This is a genomic window from Euzebyella marina, from assembly GCF_014855515.1.
GTDB classification, from domain to species: domain Bacteria; phylum Bacteroidota; class Bacteroidia; order Flavobacteriales; family Flavobacteriaceae; genus Euzebyella; species Euzebyella marina.
This window is the reverse complement of sequence record NZ_JACYFK010000001.1, coordinates 323052-337567: the sequence shown is the minus strand read 5'-3', so window position 1 is coordinate 337567 and position 14516 is coordinate 323052. Positions and strand designations below refer to the sequence as shown.

The 14516-nt window shown below is 40.2% G+C and carries 14 protein-coding genes and 1 tRNA gene; 11 read left to right on the top strand and 4 right to left on the bottom strand.

The window, feature by feature from the left end; translation table 11 throughout:
- The first annotated feature begins 3 nt into the window (after positions 1-3).
- From IL356_RS01295 to odhB, 3 genes are all read left to right on the top strand, one after another.
- On the top strand, positions 4-378 hold the full coding sequence (locus IL356_RS01295) for a hypothetical protein (RefSeq protein ID WP_225621364.1): 375 nt from the start codon (positions 4-6) through the stop codon (positions 376-378).
- A 347-nt stretch (positions 379-725) separates the two neighbouring features.
- A complete protein-coding gene (locus tag IL356_RS01290; protein ID WP_121847590.1) occupies positions 726-3548 on the top strand; it encodes a 2-oxoglutarate dehydrogenase E1 component in 2823 nt (940 codons plus the stop codon).
- Between the two features lie 57 nt (positions 3549-3605).
- On the top strand, positions 3606-4880 hold the full coding sequence (odhB, locus tag IL356_RS01285; RefSeq protein ID WP_121847591.1) for a 2-oxoglutarate dehydrogenase complex dihydrolipoyllysine-residue succinyltransferase: 1275 nt from the start codon (positions 3606-3608) through the stop codon (positions 4878-4880).
- Between the two features lie 70 nt (positions 4881-4950).
- Here odhB and IL356_RS01280 read toward each other — a convergent pair whose 3' ends face one another.
- Positions 4951-5394, bottom strand: a complete 444-nt coding sequence (locus IL356_RS01280; RefSeq protein ID WP_121847592.1) for a retropepsin-like aspartic protease family protein — start codon at positions 5392-5394, stop codon at positions 4951-4953.
- A 133-nt stretch (positions 5395-5527) separates the two neighbouring features.
- Between IL356_RS01280 and IL356_RS01275 the strand changes: the two genes are divergently transcribed.
- The 8 genes from IL356_RS01275 to IL356_RS01240 all read left to right on the top strand — a co-directional run bounded on the left by IL356_RS01275 (position 5528) and on the right by IL356_RS01240 (position 10891).
- Entirely contained in the window at positions 5528-6295 is a 768-nt protein-coding gene (locus IL356_RS01275; RefSeq protein ID WP_121847593.1) for a TatD family hydrolase, read from the top strand.
- Between the two features lie 10 nt (positions 6296-6305).
- Complete coding sequence (locus IL356_RS01270; RefSeq protein WP_121847594.1) at positions 6306-7334, top strand: asparaginase; 1029 nt, start codon at positions 6306-6308, stop codon at positions 7332-7334.
- Positions 7335-7440: 106 nt separating this feature from the next.
- Positions 7441-7528: transfer RNA gene (locus tag IL356_RS01265), tRNA-Ser, on the top strand.
- A 242-nt stretch (positions 7529-7770) separates the two neighbouring features.
- The gene (locus tag IL356_RS01260) at positions 7771-8517 is read left to right on the top strand and encodes a MotA/TolQ/ExbB proton channel family protein (RefSeq protein WP_121847595.1); all 747 of its coding nucleotides are present in this window, start codon (positions 7771-7773) and stop codon (positions 8515-8517) included.
- A gap of 27 nt (positions 8518-8544) precedes the next feature.
- Positions 8545-8985 carry a hypothetical protein gene (locus IL356_RS01255; RefSeq protein WP_162987795.1) on the top strand — a complete coding sequence of 147 codons (441 nt, stop codon included), beginning with the start codon at positions 8545-8547 and terminating at the stop codon, positions 8983-8985.
- 16 nt (positions 8986-9001) lie between these two features.
- The gene (locus IL356_RS01250; protein WP_121847596.1) at positions 9002-9607 is read left to right on the top strand and encodes an ExbD/TolR family protein; all 606 of its coding nucleotides are present in this window, start codon (positions 9002-9004) and stop codon (positions 9605-9607) included.
- A gap of 25 nt (positions 9608-9632) precedes the next feature.
- Positions 9633-10115, top strand: coding sequence for an ExbD/TolR family protein (locus IL356_RS01245; protein WP_121847597.1), 483 nt, complete (start codon positions 9633-9635; stop codon positions 10113-10115).
- A gap of 86 nt (positions 10116-10201) precedes the next feature.
- Positions 10202-10891 carry a porin family protein gene (locus IL356_RS01240; protein ID WP_192466526.1) on the top strand — a complete coding sequence of 230 codons (690 nt, stop codon included), beginning with the start codon at positions 10202-10204 and terminating at the stop codon, positions 10889-10891.
- Between the two features lie 6 nt (positions 10892-10897).
- Here IL356_RS01240 and IL356_RS01235 read toward each other — a convergent pair whose 3' ends face one another.
- Genes IL356_RS01235 through asnS form a run of 3 tightly spaced genes read right to left on the bottom strand, consistent with a single transcriptional unit; the run spans position 10898 to position 14441 of the window.
- Entirely contained in the window at positions 10898-11503 is a 606-nt protein-coding gene (locus IL356_RS01235; RefSeq protein ID WP_121847599.1) for a hypothetical protein, read from the bottom strand.
- Positions 11503-12963 carry an RNA polymerase factor sigma-54 gene (gene rpoN, locus IL356_RS01230; protein ID WP_121847600.1) on the bottom strand — a complete coding sequence of 487 codons (1461 nt, stop codon included), beginning with the start codon at positions 12961-12963 and terminating at the stop codon, positions 11503-11505. The genes IL356_RS01235 and rpoN overlap by 1 nt, the downstream gene beginning before the upstream one ends.
- Before the next feature lie 44 nt (positions 12964-13007).
- On the bottom strand, positions 13008-14441 hold the full coding sequence (asnS, locus tag IL356_RS01225; protein WP_121847601.1) for an asparagine--tRNA ligase: 1434 nt from the start codon (positions 14439-14441) through the stop codon (positions 13008-13010).
- Between the last annotated feature and the right edge of the window lie 75 nt (positions 14442-14516).

The following is a 14516-nucleotide window of genomic DNA, read 5'->3' as shown; positions in this document are numbered from 1 at the left end:
GCCTTGCATTTTCGTAGATTGGTTATGGCGATAGATTATTCAAAATCTCTTGAGCTCTTGCAAAAAACAGTTCACGAGGCTTTATACGACGAGTTGGTGGCCCAACTTCAGAAAGATTTTGTTTTGGCCAATATCAATGTTGATTTGATGGTCGGTATTGATCCTTCCGACCTTTGCAAGGTACTTCATGAAAAAGTTTACTATTTGATTATGGAACGCTTCTCGGAGTATCTGAATCTTTTGTATGTTATCGATGTGCCTGAGCGCGATTTCAAGAAAATCAATGTTACCGATGTGGTCGATGTGGCAGAACAAGTAACCCATTTAATTCTTGAAAGAGAGCATCAAAAAGTGTGGCTAAAAAGTCATTATAGCTGAACGGATTGAAAATTAGGTTTCATTGTTCTTGTCAAGCTTCACTTTAGCTTTCGATTAACACAATTTTTTTACGTTTTCAACAATCGGGTAGTTTTTTGATCGTTATCTTTGTTTTTTATTAATGAGTGTTCATAATATCTCCCAAATATGGGAAATATTGTATTTTTGTATGAGCTTATCTTTGGTTTTATACAACACCAAGATTTTTTGACATGTTTCACAATATCAATGCTTTTGGTTCGCTTTTGCGATAGCATTTTCGAACCGTGGGCTGTTGAAAAGTCAGATCTTGTTAAGTATTCGGTCAAGGGCAGGTTCTAATTTTATTTGCACGACAGATATCTTTTATGGATAAATATTCCTTTCTAAATGCCGCACACACTGCATTTTTTGCGGATTTATATGACAAGTACCTTAAAGCCCCCGATAGTGTAGAGCCCAGTTGGAGGGCCTTTTTTCAGGGTTTCGACTTTGGGTCTGAACTCGCTTTGGAAGATTTTGATGTATCTGAACTGGTTAATGGTTCGGTATCTCAAAATGGGCAAGCGGTTGAAGTTCCTAATTCTTTACAAAAAGAGTTTCAGGTAATTAGATTGATTGATGGTTATAGAAGCCGCGGACATCTATTTACCAAAACCAATCCGGTTCGAGAGAGAAGAAAGTATGAGCCAACCCTCGAAATTGAGAATTTCGGACTTTCCCAAAGCGATATGTCCACTGTTTTCAATGCTGGTGAGATAATTGGTATTGGCGCCAGTACTTTGGCCGATATAATCGATCATTTGCAGCGTATCTATTGCGATGCCATTGGGGTTGAATACATGTACATTAGAAACCCGGAACGCATTGAGTGGATTCAGCAATGGTTGAATGTTAATGATAATCACCCAAAGTTTGATGTAGAGCACAAAAAGAGAATCCTCAAAAAACTGAATCAAGCAGTTTCTTTTGAAGGGTTTTTGCACACAAAATATGTTGGTCAGAAGCGCTTTTCGTTAGAAGGTAACGAATCGTTAATACCTGCTTTGGATGCTGTTGTAGAAAGAGCGGCTGAGTTGGGTGTCGAGCAATTTGTTATGGGTATGGCCCACAGGGGACGTCTTAATGTTCTGACGAATATTTTTGGTAAAGCCGCCAAAGATATTTTTAGCGAGTTCGACGGTAAAGATTACGAGCAAGAGATATTTGATGGTGATGTTAAATACCATTTGGGATGGACATCCGAAAGAAAAACCGATAACGGTAGACGAATTAAAATGAATATCGCTCCGAACCCATCACACCTAGAAACTGTAGGTGCTGTGGTTGAGGGTATTACAAGGGCTAAACAAGACACTCATTTTCCTGAAGATTTTTCTAAAGTATTGCCTATTGTTGTTCACGGCGATGCTGCCATTGCAGGTCAAGGTCTGGTCTATGAGGTTGTTCAAATGGCGACCTTGGATGGTTACAAAACAAACGGAACGATTCACATCGTTGTAAATAACCAAATCGGTTTTACTACCAACTATCTAGACGCGCGAACTTCTACCTATTGCACCGATGTTGGTAAGGTCACTCTAAGCCCGGTACTACATGTGAATGCTGATGATGCCGAGGCGGTTGTACACGCCTCATTGTTTGCGCTTGAATATAGAATGCGTTACAATAGAGATGTCTTTTTAGATTTATTGGGCTATCGAAAATATGGGCATAACGAAGGTGATGAACCGCGATTTACGCAGCCAAAACTATATAAGGCTATTGCCAAGCACTCTAATCCCAGAGATATTTACGCCGAGAAATTGATTCAAGAGGGCGTAATCGAAGAGGGATATGTGAAGAAACTGGAAGAAGAATATAAGGCGTCTTTAGAAGAAGAGCTGGAAGATTCCAGAAAAGAGGACAAAACGAAGATTACCCCATTTATGGCCGACGAATGGAAAGGTTTTTCCAATGTGCGCGAATGGGAGATGATGGACAAGGTCGACACCAGTTTTGAAGAATCAAAACTTACTGAAATAGCCAAGGTGATTACTGAGTTGCCAGAGGGTAAAAAATTTCTGCGTAAGGTTGAAAAATTGGTAAGAGATCGTAAAAAAATGTATTTCGAAACCCAAACTTTAGATTGGGCCATGGGTGAATTGTTGGCCTACGGCACATTGCTTTCTGAAGGTTACGGGGTTCGAATGTCAGGTCAAGATGTTGAGCGCGGTACCTTTTCGCACCGTCATGCGGTAATGAAGGTTGAAGAGAGTGAAGAAGAGGTGATGCTCTTAAACCACATTTCTGAAGACCAAGGTAAGTTTCAAATTTATAATTCGTTACTCTCCGAATATGGTGTAGTTGGTTTTGATTATGGCTATGCCATGGCGAGCCCGAATACTTTGACAATTTGGGAAGCCCAATTTGGCGATTTCAGCAATGGTGCCCAAATCATGATTGATCAGTATATTTCTGCTGCAGAAGATAAATGGAAGCTACAGAACGGTCTCGTAATGTTATTGCCACATGGTTACGAGGGTCAGGGGGCCGAGCACTCTTCGGCCCGTATGGAGAGATATCTGCAGCTATGTGCTCGCGATAACATGTACATTGCCGATGTGAGTACTCCTGCCCAAATGTTCCATATTTTGAGAAGGCAGATGAAGGTGAACTTTAGAAAACCACTGATCATTTTTACGCCAAAAAGTCTTTTACGTCATCCGAAGGCTGTTTCATCGGTAGATGAATTGGCGAACGGAAGTTTCCAAGAGGTAATAGATGATACGAATGTGAAGGCAAAAGAGGTTAAAACACTTGTTTTCTGTACCGGTAAATTCTACTATGATTTGTTGGCAGCAAAAGAAGAGCATTCAAGAAATGATGTGGCCTTGGTTCGTGTTGAGCAGTTGTTTCCGTTACCGACGGAACAGATGAAAGAGATTATTTCGAAATACGAAAATGCCGATGATATTGTGTGGGCGCAAGAAGAACCTCGCAATATGGGCGCTTGGAGCCATTTGATGATGCATTTTCCGGAGTCGCAACAATTTAGGGTAGCTTCCAGAAGATTCTACGCTTCCCCTGCTGCCGGTAGTGCCGTAAGGTCAAAAATGAGGCATCAGCAAGTAATTGACTATGTTTTCGATAAATCAAAAGACAATATGTCGAAACCCACCCCAAAACCAAAAGAGGAGGCGAAAGCCTAATTATAGCTTTTCCTCTAAAAGAATAGTAACTAAAATAACACAGCAAATAAGAATAGCATGATATTAGAAATGAAAGTTCCATCTCCGGGCGAATCGATTACCGAGGTTGAGATAGCCGAATGGTTGGTCGAAGACGGTGATTATGTCGAAAAGGACCAGGCCATTGCCGAAGTGGACTCTGATAAAGCAACTCTTGAACTTCCGGCAGAAGAGAGTGGAATCATTACTTTGAAGGCCGAAGTAGGCGATGCAGTAGCTGTTGGCGAAGTGGTTTGCCTAATTGATACCGATGCCGCCAAACCAGAAGGAGCAAGTGATGGAGCGGACAGTACCATGGGCGGAGGCGATGAAGGTTCGGGTGCTAAGGCTGAGAAAGACTTGGCAAAAGAGCAAGAAGCCTCTTCGAAAAGCGAGGGGGAAAAAGCTCCTCAGCCTGCGCAGGCTAAGGAAACATATGCTTCTGGTGTAGCTTCACCGGCGGCAAAGAAAATTTTAAGCGAAAAAGGCATTGAAGCTTCTTCTGTTAAAGGAAGTGGTAAAGATGGTCGAATAACTAAGGACGATGCCGTGAAGGCGGTACCGTCTATGGGCAGCCCATCGGGTGCGAGTAGAGGTGAGACCCGTTCGAAACTTTCGATGTTGAGAAGAAAGGTTGCCGAGCGTTTGGTTTCCGTTAAGAATGATACAGCGATGTTGACCACCTTTAACGAGGTCGATATGTCACCTATTTTTGATTTACGTTCTAAGTATAAAGAAGATTTTAAATCAAAGCACGGGGTGAGCCTTGGTTTTATGTCGTTTTTCACTTTGGCCGTAGTTCGTGCCCTGAAAGAATTTCCTGCTGTAAATTCTATGATAGATGGCAAAGAAATGATTTCGTATGATTTCTGTGATATTAGTATTGCTGTTTCCGGGCCTAAAGGTTTGATGGTGCCTGTTATAAGAAATGCCGAGAACTTAAGTTTTAGGGGTGTCGAGGCCGAAGTTAAGCGTTTGGCCATTCGTGCTCGAGAAGGCGAGATAACTGTTGATGAGATGACCGGAGGTACTTTTACTATTACCAATGGTGGGGTTTTTGGATCAATGCTTTCAACGCCGATTATCAACCCGCCTCAGAGTGCTATTTTAGGTATGCATAATATTGTAGAGCGCCCAATCGTTCGAGATGGCGCTATTGCGATTGCTCCTATTATGTACGTGGCTTTGTCCTATGACCATAGAATTATTGATGGTAAGGAATCCGTTGGATTCTTGGTTGCTGTTAAAGAAGCACTTGAAAATCCGGAGGAGCTATTGATGAGCGGTAATTTAGAAAGAGCCTTAGAGCTTTAAGATATAGATTCATTAAAAAAGGCCGGGCCGCACATGTGCGGCCCGGCCTTTTTATTTTTAGTGAGAAGAATTATTTCTTCCTTAGATACACACAAGATTTATCATAGTCAATAATGGCCTTTGCTTTTTTAAGCACATCTGCCCCGATAATACCATCTACTGGTAAAACATTGTGAGCGGTAAGGGCCTCGTTGACATGAACTAGGTCGAAAAGTACAATTTTGGTTTTCCTTTTCTTCCACTCGCCGATTTCTATCTTGTTTTTTAGGGAAATAAGTGTTTTTAGGTTGGTGCCTCCTGCTCCCGCTGCTTTGATTTCCGATTCTTCAGAGCTTAGTTTAAAATGCTCGACCTTATCAAATCCGATACAGGTATTAGAGGCGCCCGTATCAAGAATGAACCTGCCCAATATGCCATTAATTTTCGCGGTAATTTCAAAATGGTTCGTCTCGGTTACTTCGAGTTTTATTCGGGAATAATCCTTCTTAGTTAAAAAACTTTTTAATGATGCCATAGCCTAGCTAAGTATATTGATGCAACTTATTTAAAAAGAAGCAAAGATAGGTTAAAGGCTTGACGGCCGTGTCATATGGGCCATAAAATGAGATATAGTTTCTAGATACTAAAGATAAGGCTATTTTTGCGCCATGAATTTGACAGATACACATACTCATTTGTATAGTGAGCAATTTGATGAAGACCGGGATAAGATGATACAAAGGGCCTTTGAACGTGGTATCGAACGTTTTTTCATACCTGCTATAGATTCGACATATACCGATGCTATGTTGAAATTGGAGGCCGAGTACCCAGAGAATATGTTCTTGATGATGGGTTTGCATCCCACCCATGTTAAGGATAATTATGAAAATGAATTGTCTCATGTAGAGGAGATGCTCGCTAAGCGCAAGTTTTATGCTGTAGGTGAAATAGGTATCGATCTTTATTGGGATAAAAGCTATTTGCAACAACAGCAAGATGCTTTTAAAAGGCAGATCGAGTTGGCCAAAAGTTATCATCTGCCGATTGTTATACACTGTAGGGAAGCTTTTGATGAGATATTTGAAATTCTGGAAGAGTGTCATGATGACGAACTTCACGGTATCTTTCATTGTTTTACGGGTAGCGTTGATCAAGCCATGAAAGCATTGTCTTATAATATGAAGTTGGGAATAGGTGGGGTGGTCACTTTTAAAAATGGTAAAATAGATAGGTTTTTGAATGAAATACCTATTTCTGAGATTGTTTTGGAGACAGATGCTCCTTACCTCGCCCCAACACCTTTTAGGGGCAAAAGAAACGAAAGTGCTTATTTGGTTAACGTGGCCGAAAAACTTTCGCATATATATAAGGTGTCGATTGAGGAAGTAGCGAACGTAACTACAGAAAACTCCAAAACTGTTTTTGGAATTTAAGGATGATGTTTTGAGCGGAGCAACTAAAATTTTGTTGATTTATACGGGCGGTACCATTGGTATGGTCAAAGATTACAAAACAGGTGCATTAAAGGCATTTGACTTTAGTGAGTTGTTGAAGCGAATACCCGAGTTGAATCAGCTTGATTGTAAAATCGATACGGTATCTTTTGATAAGCCTATTGATTCTTCTAATATGAACGCTCGGCACTGGATTCATCTCGCCAGTTTGATCGAGGCACATTATGATGAATATGATGGTTTTGTAGTTCTGCATGGTAGTGATACCATGAGTTATACTTCTTCCGCGTTAAGCTTTATGCTAGAAAATTTGGCAAAGCCGGTAATATTTACTGGCTCACAACTTCCAATAGGTGACCTAAGAACCGATGCCAAAGAGAATCTTATAACTTCAGTGCAAATTGCCGCCCTGACCGAGAACGGTCAGCCGGTTGTTCAAGAAGTAGGGCTTTATTTTGAATATAAGCTTTACCGGGCCAACAGAACTACCAAGATTAATGCAGAGCATTTTCAGGCCTTCGCATCGTTAAACCACCCGCCCTTGATTGAGTCGGGGGTGCATTTGAAAGTATACCGTGATAATTTATTGGGTAACTCGGGTAGTAAAAAGTTCAAGGTGCATAAAATAATGAGCGATGATGTGGCTATTTTGAAACTGTTTCCCAATATGTCTGAGAAGGTAATGAGGAGTGTTTTGGATATTCCGGGTTTAAAGGCCCTAGTAATGGAAACCTACGGTTCAGGAAATGCCCCTACAGAGCCTTGGTTGAGTAACGCCCTGAATTTGGCCGCAGAAAGAGGTGTGCAGGTTGTGAACGTTACGCAATGCTCTGGAGGTTCTGTGGTGATGGGAAGATATGAGACAAGCAAACACCTTCAAAGTGCCCAAGTTATCAATGGTAAAGATATAACGACCGAGGCCGCCATTACCAAGCTGATGTACCTTCTGGGGAGCGAGATTTCCCCAAAATTGTTCAAAACCGTATTTGAAACTTCCCTTCGTGGTGAAATGCGATAAAAGTTCTTGTTTAATTTCATCAACTAATATTTTTTTTGTTATTTGGCCAACCCGAATTAGGTGAGCCTATCTCGTCTTGGATAACATGAAAGGGCAGGGGCGTTTTAGAGAGGTGGCCGAGTGGTCGAAGGCGCACGCCTGGAAAGTGTGTATACACCAAAAGTGTATCGAGGGTTCGAATCCCTTCCTCTCTGCAAGTGCAAAAAGATTTTTCGAGCCAATACTGGAAACCGGGAAATATTTGTAAGTTTAGTTTTATTAGCAAAAGGGAGGCCGTGAGTAGCGGTTTGTGATTGGGTTAGAGACACTTGAATGTGTGTCGAGGCCTAGTTAAAACGGTGTTTGACGCTTCTTGTATGCTTTGAAGTTTTACTTTTTTTGTTACGATTTTTTTTTATCTTTAACCCTATTAAATAACTAATCTAAGTTTGAAAAAATGAAAAAATTATCCTCTATCCTAGCCGTTGGCGGGTTGTTTGTATTGAGCACAAATACTGTAAATGCAATGGCTACTGCTGCAACTATGTTACAAGACGCCCCCGCTGAAGCAGAAAAAGGTTTTACCCAAGTTTTAAAAGAAATGTTTATTCAGGGTGGTGCCGGTTTCATGGGTATTGTACTTTTATGTTTGATTTTAGGTTTGGCAGTTGCTATCGAAAGAATCATATACTTGAACATGGCTACTACCAACACAACTAAATTGAAGCAGCAAGTAGAAGATGCCTTGGCTTCTGGAGGTGTTGAAGCTGCTAAAGAAGTTTGTAGAAATACAAAAGGTCCTGTTGCTTCTATTTACTATCAAGGTTTGGATAGAGCAGGAGAAAGTGTTGAATCTGCTGAAAAGGCTGTTGTTGCCTACGGTGGTGTTCAAATGGGTCAATTAGAGAAAAACGTTTCTTGGTTGTCTCTTTTCATCGCTATTGCTCCGATGCTTGGGTTCATGGGTACGGTAATCGGTATGATTCAGGCCTTCCAGAAAATTAGTGCTGTTGGTAACTTGAGTGCCTCTCTTATTGCAGGTGATATCCAGGTTGCACTTTTGACTACGGTATTCGGTCTTATCACCGCTATTATCCTTCAGATTTTCTACAACTACATCATCGCTAAAATTGATAGCATTGTTAACGATATGGAAGATTCTTCTATCGTTTTGATCGATTTGTTGGTAGATCACAAAAAGTAAATCGCACACCTTTAAAACCTTAAAATTATGCATAAGATTATAAAAATTGCGCTCATTGCAATCGGTTTGATAGGTGCTGTGCTTTGGTTCTTGTTACCAGAGTCTGAGATGCCTGCTGCCGAAGCAGCAAGTAGTGGTGCGCTAAATACCATGTTTGTCATTACCTATGTATTGTTGGGTGTGGCTATATTTTTCAGTTTGATTTTCTCTATCAAGAATTTGTTCGCTAATCCGGCAAGTCTTAAAAAGAGCCTTTTTGTTGTTGTAGGTTTCTTATTGGTAGTTGGTATCGGTTATGTAATGGCCGATGGTACCGATGTAAGCCTTCAAGAAATGGCCGATAGGGGAGTTGCGACCACTGAAAGTGAAGTAAAACAAATTGGTGCAGGTATCAATGTGTTTTTTATATTGACCATTATCGCCATCGCTTCCATGATTTGGGGCGGTGTTAGAAAGATGACTAAATAATTAAAAAGTTTAAATTATGCCAAAAAGAGGAGCACCAGCAGAGGTAAATGCGGGATCTATGGCAGACATCGCGTTCTTGTTACTTATTTTCTTTCTAGTAACAACAACGATTGAAACAGATGCTGGCCTTGACCGTATGTTACCGCCTATAGAACCGCCCGAGAATGATGTTGTTATTAAGCAGAAGAATATCTTCGAAGTGAATATCAACAAAAACGGTCAGCTATTGGTAGAGGATGAGTTGACTGATATAAAGAATTTGAGGGAAAGAGCTATTGCCTTTTTGGATAATGGCGGCGATGGAACCTGTACTTACTGTAAAGGAGCCAAGAACACAGAATCATCTGATAACCCGACAAAAGCTATTATTTCTTTAAAGAACGATAGGGAAACTAAATACAGTACCTATATTACTGTTCAGAACGAATTGGTAGGGGCTTACAACGATCTAAGAAATCGTGAGGCTCAGCGTCTGTTTAAAAGAGATTTCGTTGATATGGAGGCGGAATATCTGAATCCGGAGACCGAATCTAGCACAAAAGACGATTTGAAGGAAAAAGTTAAAAGAGTACAAGACTTGTTCCCTCAAAAACTGTCGGAAGCTGAAACCAGTGCAAACTAACAATAACAGTTAAACAAAGAATACTATGTCAAAATTTGCAAAGAAAAAAGATGAAGGTTTGCCAGCGGTAAACACGGCTGCCTTACCTGACATTGTTTTCATGCTGTTATTTTTCTTCATGACCGTAACGGTAATGAAAGATAGTACCTTGAAGGTAGAAAATACCCTGCCTAATGCCAGTGAAACAAAGAAACTGGAAAAGAAAGATAGGGTTATTTATATCTACGTGGGTGCACCAACTTCGCAGTATGCTTCACAGTTCGGTAAAGAACCTAAGATTCAATTGAACGATAAATTTGCCGACCCATCTTCAGTAGGAGATTATATTTTGCAAGAGCGAGCCAAAAAAGCTCAAGAATTGCAGAATGTATTGACCACTGCACTTAAAGTCGACAAAAATGCTAATATGGGTCTCATCTCTGACATTAAGCAAGAACTACGTAAGGTTAATGCATTAAAAGTAAATTACACCACTTACGAAGGTGATGCTTTTAATAACCTTCAGTAGAATCTATTCTTAGTTCAGTAGATAATAATATTTTTAAGCGCCTTGAATTTAATTCAAGGCGTTTTTTATTTGTCTAAATTAGTAGCATGAGATTTCTATCAGCACTTTCCTTTTTGTTCTTGGTGTGTACTGTACAGGCACAGATTATTCAAGATTCAGTAGAGGTTGATGATAAATATTTAGAAGATCAATTTTATTTAGGTCTCACTTACAACTTTCTCTTAGATAAGCCAGATCCTGTCAATCAAAGTAATCTGTCTTACGGCCTTCAAGGTGGATTAATAAAGGATTTGCCCTTGAACCTTAGAAGAAATGTTGCCCTCGGTATCGGTTTGGGGTATGGTTACTACTCTTACTACTCCAATCTTTTAAGTACTGAATTAGACGAGGGTTTTGAATATTCCATATTAGAGGATGAGGATGTTTTTAAGCGAAATAAGATTGAAACCCATATGCTTGAAATGCCCCTGCAATTTCGTTGGCGGAATTCTACCGCTGAATCACATAAGTTTTGGCGTATCTATGCAGGTGTTAAGTTAGGGTATTTAGTAGGTGGCCGGTCTAAGTATGTACCCAGAGAAGGGCCTAAAGAGACTTTTTACAATGGTGATATTCGTAAATTTCAATACGGACTCACCTTTAATTTTGGCTACAATACCTTCAACCTGCACGCTTATTATGGGTTGAATAACTTGTTTAATGATGGCGTTTTGTTGAATGGCTCTCCGTTTACCATTCGCCCCTTACGTTTGGGGTTGATTTTTTATATACTATAGCTTCCTTTAGAGCCAGTACCTAATCGTGATTAATTGGGAAATCATCCCTATAAAAAAACCTATTAAAAGTTCAGGTTTTGAGTGGGCTTTTAAATATAGTCTAGAGGTAGCAACCAGACCGGAGGCTAACGTTACCAAGCTTACTGCAATAGTAATGTTCTTTTCAAAGTGAATGCTTAAGCATACCAAGAACATAAAAAGACTGCCCATACCCATGAGGTGCATACTTACTTTTAGCTTAAAGAACAACAATAACAAGGTGGTCATTGAAGCGGCAATCAGCCCTAAAAAGTAGAAATGTAGCTCAGCAATAAAATTGTTGAAAATCACTTTATAGACTACTAAGAAAAGTAGAATAAGATTAATGTATAATGGGTATTTGCGCTCTCTTAATTGCGGTACAAAAATGTTACTTGCCAGACCGATATTTTTGAGGATAAAGAATGTGATAATAGGTATGATTACCGTTAGGATAAAAACGGGAAGCAAAATGGGATTCCGGATTTCTGGAGGGCTGTATTTTGGAGTGATTAAAAAATAGGATATACAACCCGCAATAGGAATGAAAATTGGGTGGAATAGGTAAGATATTGCTTTTAGAAAGACCCTCATTAAATCTGTTTGCGCAATCGGGCAACGGGTATATCCAGCTGCTCTCGATATTTGGCGACCGTTCTACGGGCAATAGGGTAGCCCTTTTCTTTTAAAATAGCGGCCAATTTATCATCCGTTAAGGGTTTTTTCTTCGATTCTTCACCGATAACGGTTTCCAATATTTTCTTTATTTCCTTGGTCGACACATCTTCCCCTTGGTCGTTTTTCATTGATTCAGAGAAGAATTCTTTGATGAGTTTAGTGCCATAAGGGGTATCAACATATTTGCTGTTGGCTACCCTTGAAACGGTCGAAACATCCATTTCAATTTCATCGGCAATATCCTTTAAGATCATCGGGCGCAAGTTTCGCTCGTCTCCAGTAAGAAAATATTCTTCTTGGTAGTTCATAATAGAATTCATGGTAACGAATAGCGTCTGTTGCCTTTGGCGAATGGCATCTATAAACCATTTGGCGGCATCGAGCTTTTGCTTGATAAAAAGAATAGTATCTTTTTGCGATTTCGACTTGTTTTTGGCATCCTTATATCCCTTCAACATATTACTGTATTCTTTTGATACATGTAATTCTGGGGCATTACGGCCGTTCAATGAAAGTTCGAGTTCGCCCTCTACGATTCGTATGGAAAAATCGGGAACCACGTGCTCTACCATACGGTTATTGCCTGAATATGACCCACCCGGTTTCGGATTCAACTTTTCAATTTCCGAAATGGCATCCTTTAATTGCTCTTCCGTAATGTTATGTTTCTGTAGAAGTTTTTTATAATGCTTCTTGGTAAACTGCTCAAAAGACTTTTCAAGTACTGTTATGGCCAGTTCTACCGGCGGAGAGGCTTCTTTTCTTTTGAGTTGAATAATTAGGCATTCTTCTAGAGAACGTGCCGCTACGCCCGGCGGATCAAGTTTCTGAACTATTTTAAGAACTTTCTCAATAGTCTCTTCATCCGTATAAATATTTTGGGTAAAAGCTAGGTCGTCTAATATGTCCGTTAGTGGCCGACGAATGTATCCGCTTTCATCAACACTTCCCACCAAAAACTCGGCAATACCCCACTCTTCGTCACTGAGATAAACGGTATTTAGTTGGTTCAACAAAAATTGATTGAAAGATACCCCTGCGGCATAGGGAACGTTTTTTTCCTCATCGTCAGAACTGTAATTGTTCGCTTTTGTTCTGTAATCAGGTATCTCGTCATCACTCAAATAATCATCAATATTGATATCGTCGGTATTGATGGTCTCGGCATCGGTATCGGCATTGTCATAATTGTCGGCAAATTCGTCTTCATAGGTGTCGACCTCTTCTTTGCCACCTTCCAATGCGGGATTTTCTTCCAGTTCTTGTTTAAGTCGCTGCTCAAATGCCTGGGTAGGCAATTGAATCAACTTCATCAGCTGTATCTGCTGAGGAGATAATTTTTGCGATAATTTAAACTGTAAGTGTTGTTTAAGCATTGAATTCAGGGATTGCCTAGTTCTATAAAGTTAACTATTTCCGATTAAAACTCTGCATTTTGTGGTGTTCTAGGAAACGGAATCACATCTCTGATATTGCCCATTCCGGTCGTAAAAAGAACCAATCTTTCAAACCCGAGGCCGAACCCACTATGTACTGCAGAACCGAATTTTCTTAAATCTAGATACCACCAAAGTTCTTCTTCCGGTATGTTTAGATCGGCCATTTTATCTTTAAGTACATCAAGTCGCTCTTCCCTTTGCGAACCGCCAACAATTTCACCAATTCCGGGGAAAAGAATATCCATGGCCCTAACGGTTTTGCCATCTTCATTCAATCTCATGTAGAACGCTTTTATTTTGGCAGGATAATCGAATAAAATCACGGGGCATTTGAAATGCTTTTCCACCAAGTAGCGTTCGTGCTCACTTTGAAGGTCGGCACCCCACTCATCTATGGCATATTGGAACTTTTTCTTCTTGTTGGGCTTGCTGTTTCTAAGTATGTCGATGGCCTCGGTATAACTAACCCTTTTAAAACCGTTTTCTGTAACGAACTTTAATTTTTCGATCAAAGCCATTTCACTTCTTTCGGCCTGTGGTTTTGTTTTTTCTTCATCAAGAAGACGTTTCTCTAAAAACTGAAGATCATCGGCACAGTTTTCAAGTACATAACCAATAACATTTTTAATAAAGTCTTCGGCTAGGTCCATATTCGCATCAAGGTCGTAAAAGGCCATTTCTGGCTCTATCATCCAGAACTCGGCCAAGTGCCTTGAAGTATTTGAATTTTCAGCCCTAAAGGTTGGGCCAAACGTATATACCTTGCCCAAAGCCATAGCATAAGCTTCAGCTTCTAATTGGCCAGAAACGGTTAGATTCGTTTCCTTGCCAAAAAAATCTTCTTTATAATCAACATTACCCTGGTCATTCAGCTTTGGATTTTTATCGCTCAAAGTAGTAACGCGGAACATTTCACCTGCACCTTCGGCATCTGATCCGGTAATTATTGGCGCATGAAAATAGTAAAATCCGTTTTGCCTGAAATACTGGTGAATGGCGAAAGAGAGAGCCGAACGTACGCGCATAATTGCGGCAAAAGTATTGGTGCGTACCCGTAAATGAGCTTTTTCCCTTAAAAACTCCAACGAATGCTTTTTAGGTTGAATAGGGTAGGCCTCTGGGTCGGCACCACCATGTACGAAAATTTCCTCTACCTGAATCTCAAAGCTTTGTCCGCGTCCTTGGCTTTCTGTTAGGGTGCCGGAAACCTTTAGGGCAGCGCCTGTGTTGATCTGTCTAAGAGTTTCTTGGTCAAAGTTCTCAAAATCTACTACACACTGTATATTGGCTAATGTAGATCCGTCGTTCAATGCGATAAAACGATTGCTTCTGAAAGTTTTAACCCACCCGTTTACGGTTACTTCCTGTAATAATAGATTTCCTTCTAGCAATTCTTTTACGCTGTATGCTTTCATGTTTTGGTCACTTGAAAATTGAAGCGCAAAGATAACTTTTTGCTTAGAAAGTATAGAGGTTGCTAGCGGTTAAAT

Bases quoted from the DNA above. Each gene is read 5' to 3' on its own strand.
- IL356_RS01260 (WP_121847595.1), top strand. From the start codon at position 7,771: ATGAAAAAATTATCCTCTATCCTAGCCGTTGGCGGGTTGTTTGTATTG.
- IL356_RS01275 (WP_121847593.1), top strand. From the start codon at position 5,528: ATGAATTTGACAGATACACATACTCATTTGTATAGTGAGCAATTTGAT.
- IL356_RS01235 (WP_121847599.1), bottom strand. From the start codon at position 11,503: ATGAGGGTCTTTCTAAAAGCAATATCTTACCTATTCCACCCAATTTTC.
- IL356_RS01290 (WP_121847590.1), top strand. From the start codon at position 726: ATGGATAAATATTCCTTTCTAAATGCCGCACACACTGCATTTTTTGCG.
- IL356_RS01240 (WP_192466526.1), top strand. From the start codon at position 10,202: ATGAGATTTCTATCAGCACTTTCCTTTTTGTTCTTGGTGTGTACTGTA.
- IL356_RS01250 (WP_121847596.1), top strand. From the start codon at position 9,002: ATGCCAAAAAGAGGAGCACCAGCAGAGGTAAATGCGGGATCTATGGCA.
- rpoN (WP_121847600.1), bottom strand. From the start codon at position 12,963: ATGCTTAAACAACACTTACAGTTTAAATTATCGCAAAAATTATCTCCT.
- asnS (WP_121847601.1), bottom strand. From the start codon at position 14,441: ATGAAAGCATACAGCGTAAAAGAATTGCTAGAAGGAAATCTATTATTA.
- odhB (WP_121847591.1), top strand. From the start codon at position 3,606: ATGATATTAGAAATGAAAGTTCCATCTCCGGGCGAATCGATTACCGAG.
- IL356_RS01280 (WP_121847592.1), bottom strand. From the start codon at position 5,394: ATGGCATCATTAAAAAGTTTTTTAACTAAGAAGGATTATTCCCGAATA.
- IL356_RS01245 (WP_121847597.1), top strand. From the start codon at position 9,633: ATGTCAAAATTTGCAAAGAAAAAAGATGAAGGTTTGCCAGCGGTAAAC.
- IL356_RS01255 (WP_162987795.1), top strand. From the start codon at position 8,545: ATGCATAAGATTATAAAAATTGCGCTCATTGCAATCGGTTTGATAGGT.